The 19,852-nt window shown below is 73.3% G+C and carries 23 protein-coding genes; 15 read left to right on the top strand and 8 right to left on the bottom strand.

Features of this window, described 5'->3' with window-relative positions:
* The first annotated feature begins 95 nt into the window (after window positions 1–95).
* Window positions 96–1,298, top strand: a complete 1,203-nt coding sequence (locus tag AB0D44_RS01575; RefSeq protein WP_362582770.1) for an FAD-dependent oxidoreductase — start codon at window positions 96–98, stop codon at window positions 1,296–1,298.
* Between the two features lie 122 nt (window positions 1,299–1,420).
* Complete coding sequence (locus AB0D44_RS01570) at window positions 1,421–1,621, top strand: hypothetical protein (protein WP_362582767.1); 201 nt, start codon at window positions 1,421–1,423, stop codon at window positions 1,619–1,621.
* Between the two features lie 472 nt (window positions 1,622–2,093).
* Here the strand turns inward: AB0D44_RS01570 and AB0D44_RS01565 are convergent, their stop codons facing one another.
* Both AB0D44_RS01565 and AB0D44_RS01560 read right to left on the bottom strand, forming a co-directional pair.
* A complete protein-coding gene (locus AB0D44_RS01565) occupies window positions 2,094–2,738 on the bottom strand; it encodes an endonuclease (RefSeq protein ID WP_362582764.1) in 645 nt (214 codons plus the stop codon).
* A gap of 11 nt (window positions 2,739–2,749) precedes the next feature.
* Window positions 2,750–3,049, bottom strand: coding sequence for a hypothetical protein (locus tag AB0D44_RS01560; protein ID WP_362582761.1), 300 nt, complete (start codon window positions 3,047–3,049; stop codon window positions 2,750–2,752).
* A 148-nt stretch (window positions 3,050–3,197) separates the two neighbouring features.
* Here AB0D44_RS01560 and AB0D44_RS01555 point away from each other — a divergent pair, with 148 nt between their 5' ends.
* On the top strand, window positions 3,198–3,938 hold the full coding sequence (locus AB0D44_RS01555) for a PP2C family serine/threonine-protein phosphatase (protein WP_362582758.1): 741 nt from the start codon (window positions 3,198–3,200) through the stop codon (window positions 3,936–3,938).
* Window positions 3,939–4,001: 63 nt separating this feature from the next.
* Here the strand turns inward: AB0D44_RS01555 and AB0D44_RS01550 are convergent, their stop codons facing one another.
* Both AB0D44_RS01550 and AB0D44_RS01545 read right to left on the bottom strand, forming a co-directional pair.
* Complete coding sequence (locus AB0D44_RS01550; RefSeq protein ID WP_362582755.1) at window positions 4,002–4,529, bottom strand: histidine phosphatase family protein; 528 nt, start codon at window positions 4,527–4,529, stop codon at window positions 4,002–4,004.
* A gap of 7 nt (window positions 4,530–4,536) precedes the next feature.
* Window positions 4,537–4,812, bottom strand: coding sequence for an isoamylase early set domain-containing protein (locus AB0D44_RS01545; protein ID WP_362582752.1), 276 nt, complete (start codon window positions 4,810–4,812; stop codon window positions 4,537–4,539).
* Between the two features lie 170 nt (window positions 4,813–4,982).
* On the opposite strand from AB0D44_RS01545, the gene AB0D44_RS01540 reads away from it, so the two are divergent.
* The 4 genes from AB0D44_RS01540 to AB0D44_RS01525 all read left to right on the top strand — a co-directional run bounded on the left by AB0D44_RS01540 (window position 4,983) and on the right by AB0D44_RS01525 (window position 10,163).
* Window positions 4,983–5,525 carry a potassium channel family protein gene (locus AB0D44_RS01540; protein WP_362582749.1) on the top strand — a complete coding sequence of 181 codons (543 nt, stop codon included), beginning with the start codon at window positions 4,983–4,985 and terminating at the stop codon, window positions 5,523–5,525.
* A gap of 591 nt (window positions 5,526–6,116) precedes the next feature.
* Window positions 6,117–6,320: a cold-shock protein gene (locus AB0D44_RS01535; RefSeq protein WP_030011983.1), complete on the top strand. Its 204-nt coding sequence runs from the start codon at window positions 6,117–6,119 to the stop codon at window positions 6,318–6,320.
* A 144-nt stretch (window positions 6,321–6,464) separates the two neighbouring features.
* Window positions 6,465–6,842 (top strand): hypothetical protein, encoded by a 378-nt coding sequence (locus AB0D44_RS01530; RefSeq protein ID WP_362582746.1) that lies wholly within the window; start codon window positions 6,465–6,467, stop codon window positions 6,840–6,842.
* Window positions 6,843–6,896: 54 nt separating this feature from the next.
* Window positions 6,897–10,163 carry a BTAD domain-containing putative transcriptional regulator gene (locus tag AB0D44_RS01525; RefSeq protein ID WP_362582744.1) on the top strand — a complete coding sequence of 1,089 codons (3,267 nt, stop codon included), beginning with the start codon at window positions 6,897–6,899 and terminating at the stop codon, window positions 10,161–10,163.
* On the opposite strand, the gene AB0D44_RS01520 is transcribed toward AB0D44_RS01525, so the two are convergent.
* Both AB0D44_RS01520 and AB0D44_RS01515 read right to left on the bottom strand, forming a co-directional pair.
* Entirely contained in the window at window positions 10,147–10,950 is an 804-nt protein-coding gene (locus AB0D44_RS01520) for an ABC transporter permease (RefSeq protein ID WP_362582742.1), read from the bottom strand. The two genes, AB0D44_RS01525 and AB0D44_RS01520, sit on opposite strands and share 17 nt — an antisense overlap.
* Window positions 10,947–11,924: an ATP-binding cassette domain-containing protein gene (locus tag AB0D44_RS01515; RefSeq protein WP_362582739.1), complete on the bottom strand. Its 978-nt coding sequence runs from the start codon at window positions 11,922–11,924 to the stop codon at window positions 10,947–10,949. Before AB0D44_RS01515 ends, AB0D44_RS01520 begins: the two co-directional genes overlap by 4 nt.
* Before the next feature lie 227 nt (window positions 11,925–12,151).
* Here AB0D44_RS01515 and AB0D44_RS01510 point away from each other — a divergent pair, with 227 nt between their 5' ends.
* Window positions 12,152–13,036: a SigB/SigF/SigG family RNA polymerase sigma factor gene (locus AB0D44_RS01510; protein WP_362582737.1), complete on the top strand. Its 885-nt coding sequence runs from the start codon at window positions 12,152–12,154 to the stop codon at window positions 13,034–13,036.
* 107 nt (window positions 13,037–13,143) lie between these two features.
* Here AB0D44_RS01510 and AB0D44_RS01505 read toward each other — a convergent pair whose 3' ends face one another.
* On the bottom strand, window positions 13,144–13,566 hold the full coding sequence (locus tag AB0D44_RS01505; protein WP_362582734.1) for an ATP-binding protein: 423 nt from the start codon (window positions 13,564–13,566) through the stop codon (window positions 13,144–13,146).
* Between the two features lie 194 nt (window positions 13,567–13,760).
* Between AB0D44_RS01505 and AB0D44_RS01500 the strand changes: the two genes are divergently transcribed.
* From AB0D44_RS01500 to AB0D44_RS01475, 6 genes are all read left to right on the top strand, one after another.
* Window positions 13,761–15,122 (top strand): aspartate aminotransferase family protein, encoded by a 1,362-nt coding sequence (locus AB0D44_RS01500; RefSeq protein WP_362582731.1) that lies wholly within the window; start codon window positions 13,761–13,763, stop codon window positions 15,120–15,122.
* Window positions 15,123–15,353: 231 nt separating this feature from the next.
* The gene (pucL, locus tag AB0D44_RS01495; RefSeq protein ID WP_362582728.1) at window positions 15,354–16,271 is read left to right on the top strand and encodes a factor-independent urate hydroxylase; all 918 of its coding nucleotides are present in this window, start codon (window positions 15,354–15,356) and stop codon (window positions 16,269–16,271) included.
* Window positions 16,272–16,460: 189 nt separating this feature from the next.
* Complete coding sequence (locus tag AB0D44_RS01490) at window positions 16,461–16,706, top strand: hypothetical protein (protein ID WP_362582725.1); 246 nt, start codon at window positions 16,461–16,463, stop codon at window positions 16,704–16,706.
* Between the two features lie 199 nt (window positions 16,707–16,905).
* Entirely contained in the window at window positions 16,906–17,601 is a 696-nt protein-coding gene (locus AB0D44_RS01485) for a class F sortase (protein WP_362582722.1), read from the top strand.
* Window positions 17,602–17,702: 101 nt separating this feature from the next.
* The gene (locus tag AB0D44_RS01480) at window positions 17,703–18,068 is read left to right on the top strand and encodes a hypothetical protein (protein ID WP_362582719.1); all 366 of its coding nucleotides are present in this window, start codon (window positions 17,703–17,705) and stop codon (window positions 18,066–18,068) included.
* 62 nt (window positions 18,069–18,130) lie between these two features.
* The gene (locus AB0D44_RS01475; RefSeq protein ID WP_362582716.1) at window positions 18,131–18,304 is read left to right on the top strand and encodes a hypothetical protein; all 174 of its coding nucleotides are present in this window, start codon (window positions 18,131–18,133) and stop codon (window positions 18,302–18,304) included.
* A 67-nt stretch (window positions 18,305–18,371) separates the two neighbouring features.
* Here AB0D44_RS01475 and AB0D44_RS01470 read toward each other — a convergent pair whose 3' ends face one another.
* Entirely contained in the window at window positions 18,372–18,782 is a 411-nt protein-coding gene (locus AB0D44_RS01470) for a hypothetical protein (RefSeq protein WP_362582713.1), read from the bottom strand.
* A gap of 225 nt (window positions 18,783–19,007) precedes the next feature.
* Here AB0D44_RS01470 and AB0D44_RS01465 point away from each other — a divergent pair, with 225 nt between their 5' ends.
* The gene (locus tag AB0D44_RS01465) at window positions 19,008–19,835 is read left to right on the top strand and encodes a hypothetical protein (RefSeq protein ID WP_362582711.1); all 828 of its coding nucleotides are present in this window, start codon (window positions 19,008–19,010) and stop codon (window positions 19,833–19,835) included.
* The last annotated feature ends 17 nt before the right edge of the window (window positions 19,836–19,852 follow it).

The following is a 19,852-nucleotide window of genomic DNA, read 5'->3' as shown; positions in this document are numbered from 1 at the left end:
ACGTCTGGATCCTGTCAGGGAACGGGGGGCTGTCCGGTTCAAGGGGCGCAACCACGCCGGACCACGGCAGCCCCCGCCCAGACAGGAGCACGGACATGGAGCACCGCATCGTCGTCCTCGGAGCCGGCTACACCGGTGCCGTCGCCGCCGGCCGCCTCGCCAAGCGGCTGCACCGCGAGGACGTCGCCATCACCCTCGTCAACCCCGAGCCCGACTTCGTCGAGCGCGTCCGGCTGCACCAGCTCGCGGCCGGCCAGGACCTGCGGCCCCGGCCGTTCTCCGAGATGTTCGCGGGCACGGGCGTGGAACTGAAGCTCGCGAAGGTCACCGCCGTGGACGTGGACCGCAAGACGGTGGCGGTCACCGCCGTGCACGGCGCCGAGCGCGAGGAACTGGAGTACGACACGCTGGTCTACGCCCTCGGCAGCGGCTGGGACGACGGGGGTGTCCCCGGGACCGCCGAACACGCCCACGAGATCTCCAGCCGCGCCGGCGCCGTGCGCCTGCGCGCACGCCTGGCGGCCCTGGAGGCCGGCCGGCCCGTGGTCGTGGTCGGCGGCGGCCTGACGGGCCTGGAGGCCGCGACCGAGATCGCCGAGGCCCGCCCGGACCTCCACGTCGCCCTGGCCGCCCACGGCGCCCTCGGCGACTGGCTCTCGGAGAAGGGCCGCGCCCACCTGCGGAAGGTGGTGGACAAGCTCGGCATCACGGTCCACGAACACACCGCCGTCACCGCCGTGGAGGCGGACGGCGTGGTGACGGCCGACGGCCGGGCCATCCCCGCCGAGGTCACGGTGTGGACCACCGGCTTCGCCGTCCACCCGATCGCCCGGGCCACCACGCTGGAACTCACCGACGGCGGCCGGATCGTGGTCGACGGCACGATGCGCTCGGCCTCCCACCCGGACGTGTACGCCGTGGGCGACGCGGCGATGGCGATCGGCCCGGGCGGCAAGCCCCTGCGGATGTCCTGCGCCTCGGGCGTGCCCATGGCCTGGCAGGCGGCCGACGCCCTCGCCGCCCGCCTCGCCGGCACCAAGGTCCCCCGCGTGCCCATCCGCTACGCCCAGCAGTGCATCTCCCTCGGCCGCACGGAGGGCTTGATCCAGTTCGTCACCGCCGACGACCGGGCGGTCGACCGGGCCCTGACGGGCCGCCTGGCCGCCCGCTACAAGGAGCTGATCTGCAAGGGCGCGGCCTGGAGCGTCGCCAACCCGACCGTGGGCATGCCGTCCCGGCGCCGGCGCGTCGTACCGCAGGGGACCCGGAGCCGCGCGGGGGCGCGGGCGGCGGCCTGACCTCCCCCACCTCCCCGTCACCCGCGTGCCACGATCCGTAGCCGAAATGATGCGCGTTGTCACGGTGCGTGCCAGCGTGTCGGTGGGGAATCCGTCCCCACACATCCGAAGGAGTCGCCGTCATGGGCGGTATGCAGGACAAGCGTCACGAGCCGGGCAAGAGCCGCGAGCCCCAGGAACACCAGCGCGCCGGAGACCCCGCGCACGCCCAGCCGGGCAAGTCGTCCCGCGAGCAGGGCCAGAAGAAGGGCCGGCAGGAGACCTCGCGCGGCCGCGAGGACGACCTGCTGCGCGAGGAGGACCTGCACGACGAGAGGCTCTGACCCCAGGAGCAGTCTCCTCCACACGTCCAGAGCCCGGCCGGTCCCAGTCCCCCGGCCGGGCTCCGGCGCGTCCGCGGAAGCCGCCCGCGCGGTCGCGGTAGCGCTCCGCGCTCGCTGCGCGGGGCGCGGAACACCGCAGCTACCCGCAGCTACCCCGCCGTCCGCGGCACCCTCCGCCTCCCCCTCACCGTGGACACGCCGGCGCCCGGCCGCGGGAGCCCTCCGCGGCGAGGTCCAGAGCCCGGCTGACTGCCGCGGCTCGGTCCGGGTGGTGTGGGCGAGGGTGCGGGGGTGGGGGCGGGGCCGGGTTCGCGGGTCGGCCTCGGCGCCTGGGGGTCCGGGGGGAAGGGTTGGGCCGGACGGGCGGGGCGGGGGCGCGGGTCCGGCGGGAAGGGCGGGGACTCCGGGGCGGGCTTCGCGTTCCTCGTGTGCCCTGCCCGTCCTGTCCGTGTCGTTGTCAGTCCTGTCTGGCTCATGGGGACTCCCGTTGCTTCGTACGTGCGGAGGGCCGGGCGAGGTCGGCGCGGACCAGCGCCGCCGCCAGTCTGGGCAGTTCGGCGGCGTCGACGAGGGCCGCCAGCTGCTCGGGGGAGGCAGGCAGGCCCAGCCCGGCGGCCCCCTCGCGGGCGCGGCGGTCGAACGACGGGCGCAGCTCGGGCCACAGGCCCTGTGCCTCTCGGCAGAAGATGTCCGCCCCCACCGGCCCGATCCTGGGGATCTCCTGCAGCAGCGCGCGGATCCGCTCCGGGTCCCCGGCGGCCTCCTCGCGCAGTCGCCGCAGGTCTCCGCGGTAGCGGTCGAGCACGAAACGGGCCCCCTCGCCCAAGGCGGTGGCCGTGCTCTCGTCGTAGCGGACGTAGTGGGCCCGCCCGAGGGCGTCCACCAGGTCCTGCCACCGGGCCGCGGCCATGGCCCGCGGCGTGCGCAGCCCCGCCGCGGAGAGCTCCCGCGCCGCGGCCACCGCGATGTCGGCCTTGATGCGCACGGCGAACAGGACGCACAGCGTCAGCAGCCGGTAGAGCGGCGCCGGTGTGTTCCGCAGCCGGATCCCCGCTTCCTCCGCATGGGTCTGTCCGTACTCCTCGAGCAGCTGTCGTACGGCCGTGCGCCGGGGCATGGCGGCGCTGCCTAGGGCCGGAGCTGGCTGAAGCCGACCTCGAAGCGTTCGACCGAGACGATCCGCTGGCCCTCCCGCCGTGCCGTCTCCTCGCGGATCCGGGTGGTCTGCTCCTCGCTCGCCGCCATGGTCCCCTCGTCGTCCCACAGGGTCAGCGAGGTCGCCTTGCCCGAGGCGCGGTCGACGAGGTAGTACACGCCCCGGAAGCCGGGGAGGTCCTGGACCTGCTGGACGATCGCCTCCGAATGCGTGGTCAGGTCCCCCTCCGCGGGAACCGGTGATCCCTGGTAGGTGCTCAGCCTCGCGAACATCTATCGCAGTCCTTTCCTCGGGTTCCAGGACCAGCCTGCTCCGGCAGGTCACGCGCCGCATGCCGAGCGGCGTGACAATGGGGGGCAGGGACAGCGTCTGCCGTCGTGGTGAGCCGAGAGGCCGAGAGGCGAGAGGCGGGACGTCGAGGTGCCGTACATAGCCGTGACCGCCCTGAGCCACACGGGGCTCATCCGTGATCACAACGAGGACAGCCTGGTCATCGGACCGTGGACGCTGTGCGGGACCGCGACCGAGAGCCCGCAGACGCTCGTGTTCCCCCTCGGCAGACCGCTCGTCGTCGCGGTCGCCGACGGACTCGGCGGGCAGCCGGCCGGCGAGGTCGCCAGCGAGCTGGTGGTCCGCGAGCTGTCCGTGCTCGGCCCCTCGCTGGACGGCGGCCAGGCCGTCCGCGACGCGCTGGACGTCTGCAACCGCGCGGTGTACGCGGCCGCCGAAGGCCGCCCGGACCTGACCTCCATGGGCACCACGGTCGCCGGCACCCTCGTCCTGGGGGAATCGCTGCTGGCCTTCAACGTCGGTGACAGCAAGGTGTTCCGGGCGAACGCGGACGGGCTGCACCAGCTCAGCGTGGACGACAGCCCGCCCCCGCCGCCGGGCCGCCGCACCACCTCGGCCGTCACCCAGGTGCTCGGCGGCAGCCGCGAGCACCGCGCGATCACCCCCCACGTGGCGGACTTCCCGCTGTCCACGGGTGACCGCTACCTGGTGTGCAGCGACGGGCTGACCGACCCGGTGCCCGACGAGGCCATCGACGACCTGCTGCGGGTGCACGACGACGGGAAGGCCGCCTACGAGCTCTGGAAGGCGGCCATCGAAGCCGGGGGCCCGGACAACATCACGCTCGCGCTGGTACGCATCGGGGAGTAGCGGGGTCGGCCCCCGCCCTCGCTCCCCGCCGCCTCAGGGCCCGCCGGCTGAGGGCCCGCCGCCTCAGGGCCCGGCGCCCCGCGGCACGGCGAGTGCGGTCAGCCGGGCGGCGCCCGGCGCCAGCGACGACCAGGGCCCGGGCAGGTCCAGTACCGCGACGGCCGACGTCGGGAACTTCGTACGGGCCTGCTCCAGCGCCCGGCCGTCCCCCTCGCCGGCGAGCAGCAGGACCAGCTCCTGCGCGCCCGGGTTGTGCCCGACGAGCAGCAGCGTCCGCACCTGCGCGGGGGTCTCCCGTACGAGGTCCAGCAGTTCCTCGGTGCTCGCGCCGTAGACCCGTTCCTCGTACGTGACCGGTGCGGTGATCCCGGACTCGGCCGCGACGAGGTCCCAGGTCTGGCGGGTGCGGCGCGCGGGCGAGCACAGGACGCGGTCCGGTACCCAGCCCGCCCCGCGCAGCCAGCGGCCGGCGGCCGGGGCGTCGCGCAGCCCGCGCGGGCCGAGCGGCCGTTCGGCGTCGGGCACGTCCGGCGGCCAGGCGGACTTGGCGTGCCGCAGGACGGCCAGGCGCCGGAGCGGCTCCGCCGTCACGGTGTCCTCACGTGTGCAGGCGGCTGTTGGGGCCGTCCTGGTCCCCGGCGCTCTCGTCGTTGAACCAGTAGTCGCCGGCGGCCAGGTACCGGAAGGAGTGCGCGCTTTCGCTCGGCAGCTCGACCGTGACGGCCCGCTTCCCGTCCTTGCGCGGCTTGAGGGTGTGCGTTCCGGGCTGCCATCCGTTGAAGTCGCCGACCACGCTCACCGGCCCGGGCGGCGTGTCCGCCGGAAGGACGAAGGTGACTTCGGTGCGGTCCTTGCGCAGCTTGCGCTCCAGCATGGGAAACACTCCTGACTGCGGAGGCGGACGGGATCGCGCCCATCCTGGGGGCCACGGGGGCGGCCCGCAACGCCGGAGCCTCCGCCCACGCCGAGGCGTCACCCGTCCACCACGGTCCGCGGCGGCGCGCTGCGGTCGCGGGGCGGGTTGCGGACCGTTCTCCTGAAGCCATGGAACGCACCGCAGCCCGCCACCGCCGACGCGTCCTGGCCGCTCATGCGCTCCGGTCGCTGACCTGGACGGCCCTGATCACCGCGCTGTTCTACCTGGCCCCCCTCGACCGCGGATTCGGTGTGCGCACGGTCGTCACGCTCGTGGCCGGCCTGGGGCTGTTCGGGTGGCTGGTCGCCTGGCAGGCCGCGGCCATCACCCGTGCGGAGTATCCGCGGCTGCGGGCCGTCGAGGCAATGGCCACGGCCGTGCCGCTGTTCCTGGTGCTGTTCTCGGCCACCTACTTCGTCCTCGCACAGGAGGCGCCGGAATCGTTCACCGAGCCGCTGGACCGGACCGACGCCCTGTACTTCACGGTCGCGGTGTTCGCCACCGTGGGGTTCGGGGACATCGCGCCCACCACCGGGCCCGGCCGCGCCCTGACCACGGTGCAGATGGCCGCCGACCTGATCGTGGTCGGGGTGGTCGCCAAGGTCCTCTTCGGGGCCGTACGGGTCGGGGTGCGCAGGCGGGAGCCTGCGGAGGGAGGCGAGGACCCGTGACGCCTCGGGAGTCCTGCCGGCCGGGTGAACCGGCGCAGGCCCCGAGAAAAACTGCTGCGGGCGGCGCAGCACTCGAAAGGACAATGCCGGAGAAAATCTGCCATGGGCGGAGTAGACATGGCTGCCCGCGGGGTTGGCGTGTCGTGAGTGAGCCATGAGAAATCCCTGCTCGCCGAGCGTCTCGACGATGACGACTACCCCTCTTATACGACGGGCCGGGCCGCGGAGCTGCCGCGCACCACACTCGCCTTCCTCCGTACCCTCGGCGGGGGTCCGCCTCATCACCCCACGCCTCATCACCCCGCGCACGCGGAAATTCTTGAATCGCCGGCATCGCTTATATGACTTCCGCAGACGGTTATCTGTTCCAGCCGTTGCAGAATGAGGAGTTTTCCTGCTCACGACGCTCCCCCTGTGCTACGGTGACGTCAGTTGCAGTTGTGGTTCCCAAAAAACTTACAAGTGCTCTCACCGGATCATCGGTGGGCGCTCTTTTTATTTACCGGCGAAGTTTCCGGTCGGGGCAATCATCGCGGCGACGCCGGCTTTCGCACAGTGCGATTCCGGGCACTGCCCCAAAGGAGAATTCATATGGCATCTGGCACCGTGAAGTGGTTCAACGCGGAAAAGGGCTTCGGCTTCATCGAGCAGGAGGGCGGCGGCGCTGACGTCTTCGCCCACTACTCGAACATCGCCTCCTCTGGCTTCCGTGAGCTTCAGGAAGGCCAGAAGGTTACGTTCGACGTCACGCAGGGCCAGAAGGGCCCCCAGGCCGAGAACATCGTTCCCGCCTGACGCTGACGCGCACACGAGCCGGGGCCCGCACCATGAGGTGCGGGCCCCGGCTCGTGCGTCGTCCCATGGCTCGGGCACGGCGACCCCGGGGCGCTGACCTGGCGCGGGGGGCCATCGGCGTCCGCGCTTGCTAGAGTCCCGCCCATGTCGACCCCTGACGACCTGCTCATCGATCTCGCTGCCATGGTCGAGTCGGAGCGAACCAATCAGATGTCCCTGACCGTCGTCGTCCACGGCGCCGTCATCACCGGCCGCCTCGCCCCGGAACGCGTCTGGCGCCAGCGCGTCGCCGAGGTGCTCCAGGACTCCGACCAGCTGGCCCCGTTCGCCGAGGTCTTCCGAGGATCCGGACCCGCGGGCCGGACCGAGCCCGCCACCGCGGCGCCCTCGCACCTGCACTTCCACGTGGCGCGCATCCTCCAGGGCACCCTGGGCATCCCCGAAACCGGCGGCATGTACCGGATCGCCGTCAAGGACGTGAGCGCCTGGACCGTCGGCGACTTCAGCTACTCGGACAGATAACTCCCGCTCCCCACCCCCCGCTTCGGCCGAACGGGCCTCCCGCAGAATGGCGCCATGCGCATTTCGATGCTGGGGGCCCTGGAAGTGCGGGGCGAAGACGGGGGCGGCATCGGGGTCGGCGGGGCGCGGTTGCGGACGCTGCTGATCCTGCTGGCCCTGGAACCGGGCCGGGTGGTGGCGTCCGACCTGCTGATCGACGGGATCTGGGAGAACGATCCGCCGATGGGCGCCGCGAACGCCCTGCAGGCGCTGGTGTCCCGGCTGCGCCGTTCGCTGCCCGGTGTGGAGGTCGCCTCGCATCCGGCGGGCTACCGCCTCGTCCTCGAGCCGGACGAGGTGGACGTGGTCCGCTTCGAGCGGCTGGCCTCGGCCGGACGCGGCGCCCTGGCCTCCGACCCGGGCGAGGCCGCGGCGCTGCTGCGGCAGGCGCTCGGGCTGTGGCGCGGGCCGGCGCTGCTGGACGTGGCCGCCTCCGGCTTCTTCCGGGCGCCGGTGGCCCGGCTCACCGAGCTGCGCATGGCGGTCCTGGAGGACCGCATCGAAGCCGATCTGCGGGTCGGGCGCGCCCGGGAGCTGACCGGTGAACTGACCGCGCTCGTCGCCGAACACCCCCTGCGGGAAGGGCTCGTCGGCGCGCTGATGCGCGCCCTCGTCGCCGCCGGCCGGCCCGCCGAGGCGCTGGCGGCGTACGGCAGGGCCCGCGAGGTCCTTGCCGAGGAGCTCGGCGCCGACCCGTCACCCGAGCTGTCGGCGCTGCACACCGCCGTGCTGCGCGGCGAGTTGACCACCCCGCCCGCGGCCGGCGCACGGGCCGCCGCCGCACTCACCGGACCCGGGCCCGCTCCGGCCGCGGACGCGGACGCGGACGCGGACCCACCGGAAGGTCCCGACACCGCATCGCCGACCAACCTGCGTGCCCCGCTGGCGAGTTTCCTGGGCCGGGACGAGGACCTCGCCGGAGTGGAGGCCCTGATCGGACGGTTCCGGCTCACCACCCTCACCGGGCCGGGCGGCGCCGGCAAGACACGGCTGGCCCTGCAGAGCGCCCGCCCACTGCTCGGCCGGTTCCCCGACGGCGTCTGGCTGGTCGAACTGGCGCCGCTGAGCGCGGGGGCCGACGTACCGCAGGCCGTACTGACCGCGCTGGGCCTGCGGGAGCCGGCGCCGGCGGCGGGCGACCCGCTGGACCGGCTCGCCTCCGCGCTGCGCACCCGCAGCGCCCTGCTGGTGCTGGACAACTGCGAGCACCTGATCGAGGCGGCCGCCACGATGGCCGGCCGGCTGCTGGGCGAATGCCCCGGACTGCACGTCCTGGCGACCAGCCGGGAGCCGCTCGGGCTCACCGGGGAGGCCCTGTGGCCGGTGCGCCCGCTGGCCCTGCCGCCCCAGGGCGCCGACGCCGGACAGGCCATGGCGTACGCATCGGTCCGGCTGCTGAACGACCGTGCCGCCGCGGCCCGTCCGGGCTTCGCGGTCACCGAGGAGACGGCTCCCGAGGTGATCCGGATCTGCCGGGCGCTGGACGGGATGCCGCTCGCCATCGAGCTGGCGGCGGCCCGGCTGCGCACGATGAGCGCCGGGCAGCTGGCCGCCCGGCTCGACGACCGGTTCCGGCTGCTGACCGGCGGAGCGCGGACGGCTCCGCGCCAGCACCAGACGCTGCGCGCGGTGGTCGACTGGAGCTGGGACCTGCTCACGGACGCGGAGCGGGCGCTGCTGCGCCGGCTGGCCGCCTTCCCGGGCGGCGCCACCGTGGAGGCCGCCGAGGCGGTGTGTGCGGGCGGACCCGTCGAGGCGTACGGGGTACTGGACCTGCTCACCTCGCTCGCCGACAAGTCCCTGCTGGTGACGGCGGACGACGGGCGCTACCGGATGCTGGAGACGATCCGGGCCTACGGTCTGGAGCGCCTCGCGCAGGCCGGGGAGCAGGAGCGGATCCGGCAGGCGCACGCCGCGTACTTCACACGGCTGGCATGGACGGCCGACCCCTGCCTGCGCCGGGCCGAACAGCTGGAGTGGCTCGCGCGGCTCGCCGGGGAGCACGACAACCTCAACGCGGCGCTGCGCGGCGCCATCGCCGCGGGCGAGGCGCAGGAGGCCGTACGGCTGGTCGCGGCGAGCGGATGGTACTGGTGGCTCAGCGGCCGCAAGGCGGAGGGCGCCGAACTCTCGGCGCAGGCCCTGGCGTTGCCACTGCCGGACGGGGAGCCCCAGTCGGCGCACGACGAGGAGAGCCGCGCACTGGCCTGCGCGCTGGCCGTGCTGTTCGCGACGGCCGGCCTCGGCGACGACCGGAAGACCGCGGAGGTGCTGGGCCAGGGGCTGCTCCTCGCGCAACGGACGGGCAGCCGGCATCCGGTGGTGCGGTTCCTGGAGCCGCTGGACCGGCTGCTGCGCGCCGACGGGGCGAGCGGCGCCTGGGAGGCGCTGCTGACGGACGAGGACCCCTGGGTACGGGCGCAGGCCCTGCTGGGCGGCGCGCGGACCCGGCTCGGGGCGGGCGGCCCGCCCGCCGAGGCGGAAGCGGACATCGTGGAGGCGCTGACCGGTTTCCGGGGGCTCGGGGAGCGCTGGGGCATCTCCTTCGCGCTGACCGTACTGGCCGATCTGGTCGCGCAGCGCGGTGACTTCGGGGCCGCGCTGGGCCACTACGAGGAGGCCATCGCGGTGATCGGCGAGATCGGGGGCGTCGAGGAGCAGCTGCACGCGCGGGTCAAGCAGGCCCAGCTGTACTGGCTGGCCGGGGATCCGGCGGCCGCCGCCGCTGCCATGGCACGGGCGGAGCGGGAGGCACTGGCGGCGGGCTGGCCCGAGGCGCGCGCCACGACGGCGCACGGCCGGGCGGACCTGGCCCGCTGGAGCGGGGACCGGGCGCAGGCGCGCGCCGAGGTGGCACGGGCCCGGGAGTGGATCCGCGGGGTCGCGGTCCATCAGGTGTTCCACGCGCTGCTGCTCGACACCCTCGGACATCTGGACGCCGCGGAGGGCGCGTTGGCAACGGCCGGCGCCCACCGGGCGCAGGCCCTGGAGCTGGCGCTGGCCTCCCTGCACGCTCCGACGGTCGCCCAGGTGCTGGTCGGGGTGGCGGATCAGGCGGTGCGGCGGGAGCGGCCCCAGGAGGCGGCGCGGCTGCTGGCGAGGGCCCTGGCGGTGCGGGGCGGGCCCGACCGTTCGCGTCCCGACGCGCAGCGGGTGGAGGACGCGGCGCGCGCCGCGCTCGGCGAGAAGTACGAGGAGTACTTCGCCGAGGCGGCGCGTGGCGGGAGTGCGGGGTCCATGGAGGACGTACGGGAGCTGGCGCGGGTCACGCTCGCCGGTTGAACAGCTTGTTCGCCCACAGGCCGGCGGCGACGGTGATCCCCGCACACCAGGCGACGGCGGCGATCCCCTCGGCTCCGACGGGAGTGTCCATGAGCAGGGCCCGGATGGTCTCGATGACCGGGGTGAAGGGCTGGTGTTCGGCGAAGGCGCGGACGACGACGGGCATGGAGTCGGTCGGGACGAAGGCGCTGCCGATGAAGGGCAGCAGGGCCAGCGGCGTGACGATGTTGCTGGCGCCTTCGGGGCTCTTGGCGAGCGTGCCGAGCGCGACGGCCAGCCAGGTCACGGCGACGGTGAGCAGGGTGATGAGGCCGAGCGCCGCGAGCCAGCCGGCGGGTCCGGCGTTCGGGCGGAAGCCCATCAGCAGGGCGAGCCCGATGACGATGCCGACGCTGATCATGGTCTGGATGATGCTGCCGACCACGTGACCGACGAGGATCGAGGAGCGGGAGATGGCCATGGTGCGGAAGCGGGCGACGATGCCCTCGGTGCGATCGGAGCAGACGGAGACGGCGGTGGCCGTGGAGGCGGCGGACACGGTCATCAGGAGGATGCCGGGGGCGAGGTAGTTGATGTAGTCGGTGCCCGTGCCGATGCCCGCGGCGAGCGGACGGCCGAGGACGTACACGAAGAGCAGCAGGAAGATGACCGGTACGGCGATGGTGCCGAGGGAGAGACCGGGGTAGCGCAGGGCGTGCTTGAGCTGGCGGCGCAGCATGGTGGCGCTGTCGCGGAACAGGTGCCCGGCGGGGGCGGTGGGGGCGGCGTGCAGGGCGGTGGTGGTCATCGCACGGGCTCCTTGTGCTGGGTCGGGAGGGTCTGCCCGGTCAGGGCGAGGAAGACGTCGTCCAGGTCGGGGGTGTGCACGGTCAGGCCGCCGACCTCGATCGCCTGGGCGTCGAGCCGGTCGAGCAGGGAGCGCAGCGAGCGCACGCCGCCGTCGCCGGGGACGCGCAGGGTCAGGGCCTCCTCGTCGCGGGTGACCTCGCCGAGGGTGCGGGCGGCGCGCTCGAAGCCGGCCTGATCGGTGAACTCCAGGCGGATGTGGCCGCCCGGGACCAGCCGCTTCAACTCGTGCGCGGTGCCCTCGGCGACGAGCTTGCCGTCGTCGAGGACGGCGATGCGGTCCGCGAGCTGGTCGGCCTCCTCCAGGTACTGGGTGGTCAGGAAAATGGTGACGCCGTCGGCGACGAGCTCGCGGATGACCGACCACATCGCGCGGCGGCTGCGCGGGTCGAGGCCGGTGGTCGGCTCGTCGAGGAAGATGACCTGCGGGCCGCCCATCAGAGTCATCGCCAGGTCGAGGCGGCGCAGCATGCCGCCGGAGAAGGTCATGGCCACCTTGCGGGCCACCTCGGCCAGGCCGAAGGCCTCGAGCAGCTCGGCGGCCCGGCGCCGGCCGGCCGCCTTGCCGAGGTGGCGCAGGTCCGCCATCAGGCGGAGGTTCTCCTCCGCCGTCAGCAGCTTGTCGACCGCCGAGAACTGACCGGTGACGCCGATGGCGGACCGTACCGAATCGGGCGCGGCGGCCAGGTCGTGCCCGGCGACGCACACCTGCCCCGCGTCGGCGGCGATGAGGGTGGAGAGGATCTGGACGGTGGTGGTCTTCCCTGCGCCGTTCGGGCCGAGCAGCGAGAAGACCGTGCCCGCCGGGACGTGCAGGTCGATGCCGTCGAGGACGGTCTTGTCCCCGTAGGACTTGCGGAGCCCGGTGGCGGCGATGGCCGCCGGCCGGGTCCCGCGGGCCGGGATCTGGATCATGGTGCCCCCTCGTGTGGCGTTCGCTCCCTCGTGACGCCGTCACCATGGCCGCGGGCCCTGACAGGCCGGGGAGAAACCGCTGAGGGCCGCTGACAGATCGCTGATACTGCACTACGGTGAGTGTTTGGGTGGGTACGTACGGATGTGTGGGGGTATATCCCCTGAGACACCGCGACGAGCAGTACCCCCGGGCACCACCGGGGCCTCCGTCGGAGGAGCGCAGCGCCATGCACCGTACAGACCTCACAGACGTCGCAACCCACGAGGCCAGGGCCCTGTCCGTGTCCCTGTTCCGGCGGCTGGCAGAGCTGGAGGAGGGCAGCGCGGAGTTCAGCTACGTCCGCAACACCCTCGTGGAGCTCAACCTCAGCCTGGTGAAGTACGCCGCCCGGCGGTTCCGCGGACGCAGCGAGCCGATGGAGGACATCGTCCAGGTCGGCACCATCGGCCTGATCAAGGCCATCAACCGCTTCGACCCCGAGCGCGGGGTGGAGTTCACCTCGTTCGCCCTGCCGACGATCAGCGGGGAGATCAAGCGGTTCTTCCGGGACACCAGCTGGGCCGTCAAGGTTCCGCGCAGGCTCCAGGAGCTGCGGATCGACGCGGCCAAGGCGCACGACGCCCTGGAGCAGGAGCTCGGCCGCGAGCCCACGGACGTGGAGCTGGCCGGGCAGCTGGAGGTCACGGCCGAGGAGCTGGCGGAGGGCCGCAAGGCGGCGTCCGCGTACTCCGTGCGCTCCCTGGACGCGCCGGCGCAGGAGGAGGGCGATCGGGACCCGGGCGCGGACCGCCCGTCGCTCGGCGAGGAAGAGGCGGCGTACGACCGCATCGAGTGCCTGGAGTCCCTCAAGCCGATGCTGGCCGGCCTGCCCGAGCGCGAGCGCATCCTGCTGTCCCTGCGGTTCGGGCAGGAGCTGACGCAGTCCGAGATCGGCGACCGGCTGGGCCTGTCCCAGATGCACGTGTCACGCCTGCTGAGCCGCACCCTGCAAAGGCTGCGCACCGGGTTGCTCACGGATCCCGAGGCGGAGACGGAGGAGGCGGAGACGGGGGACGGCGCGGCGGCTCCGGGCGGCCACGACACCTCCGGGGGGCGTCCCGGACCCGCCTGAGGCCCGTCACCGTCCAGGGACGTACGGATGCCGTCCGGGAACCGGTCCAGAGCGCGTCCGGATCCCGTCCGAGGGTCGTCCAGAGGAGGTCCAGTTCCTGTTTTCGGCTAGAGCAGGTCCTGGGGGCGGTCGCGGGCCGGGACGTCCAGCCAGACGGTCTTGCCCGGCCGGCCGTCCGGCGACGGCACCCAGCCCCAGCCGCGCGCGAGCCGTTCCAGCACGATCAGCCCGTGGCCGCCCGGCAGGGCCCGGTCGCCCGGCAGCCGCCGCCTCGGGGGTTCGGGGCTGTCGTCGCTGACCTCCACGCGCAGCCGCTCCGGGGTGTACCGCAGGACCAGCTCGCGGGGGCCGCCCCCGTGCAGACAGGCGTTGGTGATCACCTCGGAGACCAGGAGCAGCACGTCCTCGACGGACTCCGCCCCGCCCGGCCACTGCCAGTCGGCCAGCGCCTTGCGGGTGAAGTCCCGGCACCGTCCCACGACACCGCGCGTGGCGCCGCCGAGAACAAGCCTCCGCGTCTGCTCGGCCACAGGGCCTCCCGTCTCCGCGCCTCTCCGCGCCGCATGTACCCCTACCCGGGGCTGTCAATCCTAGGGCGGCCGGCACCTGCCACCCTGCGCCTTGATTTCATATCTCGGAAATTAGATTCCACAATGCGGTAAATTGCGAGCCCATCCGGTCCATGCGGCCCCTATTCCACATCGTGGACAACTACTCTCGTTTCATGAACGCAGAAGCCCACGACCTCGCCGCCGCGAAGGACGCCGTGAAGGACGCCGACCGGAAGCATGTCTTCCATTCCTGGTCGGCACAGGAGCTCATCGACCCGCTCGCTGTCGCCGGGGCCGAGGGTTCGTACTTCTGGGACTACGACGGCAACCGCTACCTCGACTTCTCCAGCGCCCTCGTCTACACCAACATCGGGTACCAGCACCCCAAGGTCGCCGCGGCCATCCAGGAGCAGGCGGCGCGGCTCTGCACGGTCGCGCCCGGCTTCGCGGTCGACGCCCGCTCCGAGGCCGCACGCCTCATCGCCGAGCGGACCCCGGGCGACCTCGACAAGATCTTCTTCACCAACGGCGGCGCCGAGGCCGTCGAGAACGCCGTCCGCATGGCCCGTCTGCACACCGGCCGGCCCAAGGTGCTCTCCGCGTACCGCTCGTACCACGGGGCCACCTCCACCGCGATCAACCTGACCGGTGACGCCCGCCGCTTCGGCAACGACACCGCGACCGCCGGCGTCGTGCACTTCTGGGGCCCCTTCGCCTACCGCTCGCCCTTCTACGCGGCCACCGGGGCCGAGGAGTGCGAGCGGGCCCTGCGCCACCTCGAGGACACCATCGTCTTCGAGGGCCCGCAGTCCATCGCCGCGATCATCCTGGAGACCGTCGGCGGCGCCCCGGGCGTCCTGGTGCCCCCGGCCGGCTACCTGCCCGGCGTGCGCGCGCTCTGCGACCGCTACGGCATCGTCCTCATCCTCGACGAGATCATGGTCGGCTTCGGCCGCACCGGCCGGTGGTTCGCCGCCGAGCACTGGGACGTCGTACCCGACCTCCTGTGCTTCGCCAAGGGAGTGACCAGCGGATACGTGCCCCTCGGCGGGGTCGCCATCTCGGCCGCCATCGCCCGGACCTTCGCCCGCAAGCCCTACCCGGGCGGGCTCACGTACTCCGGGCACGTGCTGGCCTGCGCCGCCGCCGTCGCGACGATCAACGTCATGGAGGAGGAGGGCGTCGTCGAGCGGTCCGCCCGCACCGGCGCCGAGCTGCTCGGGCCCGGGCTGCGGGCGCTCGCCGAGCGGCACCCCTCGGTCGGAGAGGTCCGGGGCCTGGGCACCTTCTGGGCCCTGGAACTCGTACGGGACCGGGCCACGCGCGAGCCGCTGGTGCCGTACAACGCCTCGGGCGCCGACAACGCGCCCATGGCGGAGTTCGGGGCGGCCCTGAAGAAGGGCGGCCTGTGGCCCCTGCTCGCCGGGAACCGCATCCACGTCGCGCCGCCGTGCACCATCTCGCCCGAGGACGTCGCCAAGGGCCTGGCGATCCTCGACGAGGCCCTGTCGGTCGCCGACGCGCACACGTCCTGAGCTGCGCAGACGTAGGGTCGCCCAATCCGTGGGTGCCTGTCTCGGAGGATCCGCGCCATTCCGAACAGCACGTGAACGTGCTGAAATCCGACAGAGCACCTACGGACCGGGATGCACGTCAGTCCCGGGGCGGTCCCGCGGGACCGAACGGCGGGGAGCGGGCCGACCGCTGGACGCCGGGCGTACGGGATCCAGTCCGCCGGACTCCGTGTACCCGAAGGAAGTCATCCCATGAGCAAGCACGTCCTGGCCCAGAACCAGTACGGCAAGGCCGAGAACCGCATCGTCAAGGTCACCCGCAAGGGCAGCGACGGCTCGTGGCACGAGATACGCGACCTGAACGTGTCGGTCGCGCTCCGCGGTGAGTTCCGCGACGTCCACCTGACCGGCGACAACGCCAACTGCCTGCCGACCGACACCACCAAGAACACGGTGTACGCCTTCGGCAAGGAGCACGGGATCGCATCCCCCGAGGCCTTCGGCATCCTGCTCGCCAAGCACTTCGTCTCCTCCCAGCGGCCGATCCGCGAGGCACAGATCCGCATCGAGGAGTACGCGTGGGAGCGCATCCCGGTCCCGACGCGCAAGGAGCAGCACTCCTTCGTCCGCAAGGGCCAGGAGGTGCGCACCGCGCAGATCACCTACAGCGAGACGACGGGCCTCCAGGTCATCTCGGGCCTGAAGGACCTGACGGTGATGAACTCGACCAACTCCGAGTTCCACGGCTACATCAAGGACAAGTACACGACGCTCAAGGAGGCGTACGACCGCATCCTGGCGACCAAGGTGACCGCCCGCTGGGCGCACTCGGCGCTGGCGGCCGACGACGCCTCCTACGACTGGGACCAGTCGTACAAGAAGGTCCGCAAGAACATGCTGGAAGCCTTCGCGGAGACCTACTCGTACTCGCTGCAGCAGACCCTGAACCAGATGGCCGAGCGCGTGCTCGACAACTGCCCCCGGGTCAACGAGGTGCGCCTGAACCTCCCCAACAAGCACCACTTCCTCGTCGACCTGGAGCCCTTCGGCCTCAAGAACGACAACGAGGTGTACTTCGCGGCGGACCGGATGTACGGCCTGATCGAGGGCACCGTCCACCGGGACGGCGTGCAGCCGGTGATCGCGACCTCCGACTGGATCGTCGCCTGACACCCCCTCCGTTTGCCGCTCCGTTCGGCCCGGACCGCTCCGCGGGGTCCGGGCCGTTGTGCTGGGTGGACGACTTCCAGCCGCGGTTCCGGTTCTGTAGCCGAAACGGACCCTTGTGCCGATCGCCGCACCCAAGGAGGCTGTGCCACCGACACGTTGACGACGAGTGGGCGAGGGGGCCGGTAGTTCATGCCGACGGCGATCAGGGAATGGCGGGGCTGGACGGGCGCCGCCCCCTTCTGGCTGAACTCCTTCCTGCTGCTCCTGGCCCCCTTCACCGCCGTCACCCTCTTCGGCCAGCTCGGTGTGATAGCGGCACTGGCGGCACTGGGAGGCCTGGCCCGCCACCTGTGGTCCGGCGACTACGGCCATCCGGCGGTCCACCTCGCCGCGGTGCTGATGGGCGCGGCGACGGCAACGCTGGTGACGATCTGACTCACCCGTTCGGGCGTACGGGATCCCAGCCCGGGGCGGGGCGGCCGGACCGGCCGTCAGCTGGGAGAACGTGGGGATCACGAGGCCGACACGCCCGTGACGTTCTGTCAGTCTCCCGTGTTTGACCTGGTGCCGGGGGCAGTGGAGGTATGCACTGCTCACATGACCCGGCCGCCCGAGCCGGACCGGAGGGACCCGCATGCCCCGCGCCAAGTCGGTCGTCGCCGCGCTGACGGTGGTGGTGCTGGCCACCGGGATCGGTGTGCTGCAGCACACCGAGGGTGCCGGCCCCGCCGCGTCGACCACCGACGACGCCCTGCCCTCCCGGGCCCTGGGCCTCTCCGACCACCGTCGCCTGGCCCGGCAGCGGGAGCAGGCGGGTGAGCACGTCCCCGGACACGGCGCACGGTCGCCGAGGACGGCCGCGGGCCCGCTCCGGCCGGTCAGCGGGCCGCTGCGGGACGCCCGGCCGCTGCGCCTGCGCGTGCCGAGCCTGGGCCTCGACGTACCGGTGACCGGCGTGTCCGCGACACCGGGCGGGACGGAGGGAGCCGACGGGTACGACGGGCCCGAGGGGCCTGGTCGGGCCGGGCCGCGGGCCGGAGCGCGGACCGGAGCGCGGACCGGGGCGTCCTGGCAGGCCGACGGCCCGGCACCCGGGTCGGCCGGCACCGCCGTGGTCAGCGGATCCGGACTGGACCTCGCCGGGCTCCAGCGGGGCCGGACCGTCGAGATCTCCCGCGACGACGGCCGGACGGCCGTGTTCACCGTCATCCGGCTCTCCCCGGGCGCGTCCGGCGGCCGCGAGGACCGCACGGGGCGGCCCCACCTGCGGCTGTTCGGCGGCGAGACAGCCGTACTGGCCCGGCTGACGGGGCAGCGCCGGGGCCGCTGACCGGCCCGCTGTCATCCGTGGGGGCGCTCTTCGTTCCGCCGGTCGGGGGCTTCTGGGGGGCCGGCCGGGAGCTTCCCGGCGTGTCGGGGCACACCCCTCGCATGAGCGGGAGGCAGTACGTGCGCACGGCCCTGGCCAGGGCCCTGACCCAGGCCCTGACGTCGGCCTGCGTCGTGCTGCTGTGCGTGTTCGGGGCGGGTCCGGCCGCGGCGACGTTCGCCGAGTCCCGGCCCTCCTCCACCGTCCCCGCCGAGCCCACCGAGGGACAGTCCGATCCGGCCGCAGAACCCGAGGCGCGGGCGGCCGTACGGTCGCTGCCGCGCGGGGTGCCCGGCGTGCGGCGGACTCCCCTGCCGGTGTTTCACGTGAAACACGTGCAGGAGCGGCCCGTGGCCGCAGGCGTGTGGCGGACGGCCGAACCGGCGCTGTCCGCGCGGACGGTGCGGAGTGTGGTGCTGCGCTGCTGAGACGGCCGAGGCCCCGTAGCAACGCAGTCCCCCACATCCCCCGAACACCGTGAGGTTCCGCCATGCCCATCGACGCCTACGCCGCCCTGAACGCCATGCTCCGCGCCGAGGCCGCCCGGTTCACCCCGCCGCTCCGTCACGGCGCCGACCCGGCCGCTGCGCACAAGACCCCGGACTCGGCCCCCGAGCCCGAAAGCGAACCGCAGCAGAGCGCCCCCGCGGACTCCGCCGCGTAGATCCGCCGCCTGGAAGCAAGGAGCGCCGGTTCCCGCGCGGGCGGGAACCGGCGCCACCTCGAGGGGTTCAGGGCTCGCGCGTGTAGTAGCGGTAGAAGGCGGCCCCTCCCACGCCCAGGCCGGAGAAGAGCCCGATGACGCTGGAGCTGAGCACAGTGGCGCCGGTGAGGCTGTGCAGGTAGCCCACGGCAATGCCGCCGAAGACCCCGTACGCGGCGGCGTGGACCTCGCGCTTCAGGCGGGGGCCGACCCGGTTGAGACCGAACATGACGGCGGCGAACAGCGCGCCGCAGAGGATCCCGTAGAACACGTTGCCCGCGTCGACCGGGCCCATCTGACGCTGGATGAAGGCGGCCCAGACTCCGTAGACGAGTCCCATCAGCAGGGCGCGCGTGAGGGCGTTCCTGGCGAGGTGGTCCGTGTCCGCCGTCCGGCGGGTGTAGTGCCGCCGATGGGCGGTGGGTGCCGCATGTGCCATGACGGGCTCCTCTCTCCCCTCATCCAGGGCACACCCGCCGCCCCCGGGCGGCAAGTGGATCACGGCCGGTCCACGGCCGGACGGCCGGACGGTCAGGACGGGCGCACGGCCATGGCGTCGATCTCCGGCCGGGCAGGGCGAGCGCGGCCACCCCGGTCACCGCCGCGCCACCCGCCCGCAGCAACACCGCTCGCGCCGGGCGGCGTCCCGGCATTCCCTGGTGACGTGCGCACCATCCTGTCGGCGGTCCTGATCGCGCTCGTGCTCCTCCTGGTACCCGCGAGTGCCGTCGCGTACTGGGCCGACCGCGAGCTGGGCGACGCCGACCGCTACACCGCCGCCATGTCCCCGCTCGCCGGGAACCCCGCCGTCCGGGGCGTCGTCGTCACCCAGACCACGCGCGCCCTCGCCGGCCAGATCGACGCGGGGCCCTTCCAGACCGGGGTGGACGCCCTGCTCGGCGAGGCCCTGAGCTCCTTCGCCGGAACGCCCGCCTACCGCACCGCCTGGGACGCGGCCAACCGGGCCGCCCACGCCGCGTTCCTCCAGGCGCTCACCACCGGCCACGGCGACGCCGTCACCATCGACCTCGCGCCCGTCATCGCCCAGGTCAAGGGCGAACTCGTGGCGGACGGCGTGCCGTTCGCCGACCGCATCCCGGTGACCCACGTCTCCGTCGAGGTGATGGAGTACGACGACCTCGGTGCGCTCCGGAAGGGTTTCCGCATGCTCCAGATCGCGGGAGTCTGGCTCCCCGTACTGACCGTGGTGCTGGCCGCGGCCGCCATCGCGGTCGCCGTACGCCGCCGGCAGGCCGTCGTGGCCACCGGGCTCGGCCTCGCGGCCGGGGCCGCCCTGCTGTGGATCGCGGTGGACGTCTGCCGCCGGATCACGCTGGACGACCTGCCGGCCGACATCGACCGGCAGGCCGCCGGAGCGGTGTACGACGCCCTCACCGCGTTCCTGCGCACCACCGCCTGGTCCGTGCTGGCGATCGGGCTCGCCGCCGCGCTGGTCGCCTGGGTGACGGGCCGACTGCGCCGCAGCCCATAAGCTCGGAAAGTACCAAC

Origin of the sequence: Streptomyces sp. NPDC048349 (assembly GCF_040651925.1) — a bacterium.
Lineage (GTDB): Bacteria > Actinomycetota > Actinomycetes > Streptomycetales > Streptomycetaceae > Streptomyces.
Note: the sequence above shows the minus strand (reverse complement) of the source record. Positions and strands in the feature narration are given on the sequence as shown.

Bases quoted from the DNA above. Each gene is read 5' to 3' on its own strand.
- AB0D44_RS01480 (WP_362582719.1), top strand. From the start codon at position 17,703: ATGAGCGGGAGGCAGTACGTGCGCACGGCCCTGGCCAGGGCCCTGACC.
- AB0D44_RS01510 (WP_362582737.1), top strand. From the start codon at position 12,152: ATGCACCGTACAGACCTCACAGACGTCGCAACCCACGAGGCCAGGGCC.
- AB0D44_RS01530 (WP_362582746.1), top strand. From the start codon at position 6,465: ATGTCGACCCCTGACGACCTGCTCATCGATCTCGCTGCCATGGTCGAG.
- AB0D44_RS01565 (WP_362582764.1), bottom strand. From the start codon at position 2,738: ATGCCCCGGCGCACGGCCGTACGACAGCTGCTCGAGGAGTACGGACAG.
- AB0D44_RS01500 (WP_362582731.1), top strand. From the start codon at position 13,761: ATGAACGCAGAAGCCCACGACCTCGCCGCCGCGAAGGACGCCGTGAAG.
- AB0D44_RS01520 (WP_362582742.1), bottom strand. From the start codon at position 10,950: ATGACCACCACCGCCCTGCACGCCGCCCCCACCGCCCCCGCCGGGCAC.
- AB0D44_RS01470 (WP_362582713.1), bottom strand. From the start codon at position 18,782: ATGGCACATGCGGCACCCACCGCCCATCGGCGGCACTACACCCGCCGG.
- AB0D44_RS01540 (WP_362582749.1), top strand. From the start codon at position 4,983: ATGGAACGCACCGCAGCCCGCCACCGCCGACGCGTCCTGGCCGCTCAT.
- AB0D44_RS01525 (WP_362582744.1), top strand. From the start codon at position 6,897: ATGCGCATTTCGATGCTGGGGGCCCTGGAAGTGCGGGGCGAAGACGGG.
- AB0D44_RS01570 (WP_362582767.1), top strand. From the start codon at position 1,421: ATGGGCGGTATGCAGGACAAGCGTCACGAGCCGGGCAAGAGCCGCGAG.
- AB0D44_RS01545 (WP_362582752.1), bottom strand. From the start codon at position 4,812: ATGCTGGAGCGCAAGCTGCGCAAGGACCGCACCGAAGTCACCTTCGTC.
- AB0D44_RS01560 (WP_362582761.1), bottom strand. From the start codon at position 3,049: ATGTTCGCGAGGCTGAGCACCTACCAGGGATCACCGGTTCCCGCGGAG.
- AB0D44_RS01485 (WP_362582722.1), top strand. From the start codon at position 16,906: ATGCCCCGCGCCAAGTCGGTCGTCGCCGCGCTGACGGTGGTGGTGCTG.
- AB0D44_RS01475 (WP_362582716.1), top strand. From the start codon at position 18,131: ATGCCCATCGACGCCTACGCCGCCCTGAACGCCATGCTCCGCGCCGAG.
- AB0D44_RS01535 (WP_030011983.1), top strand. From the start codon at position 6,117: ATGGCATCTGGCACCGTGAAGTGGTTCAACGCGGAAAAGGGCTTCGGC.
- AB0D44_RS01515 (WP_362582739.1), bottom strand. From the start codon at position 11,924: ATGATCCAGATCCCGGCCCGCGGGACCCGGCCGGCGGCCATCGCCGCC.
- AB0D44_RS01490 (WP_362582725.1), top strand. From the start codon at position 16,461: ATGCCGACGGCGATCAGGGAATGGCGGGGCTGGACGGGCGCCGCCCCC.
- AB0D44_RS01575 (WP_362582770.1), top strand. From the start codon at position 96: ATGGAGCACCGCATCGTCGTCCTCGGAGCCGGCTACACCGGTGCCGTC.
- pucL (WP_362582728.1), top strand. From the start codon at position 15,354: ATGAGCAAGCACGTCCTGGCCCAGAACCAGTACGGCAAGGCCGAGAAC.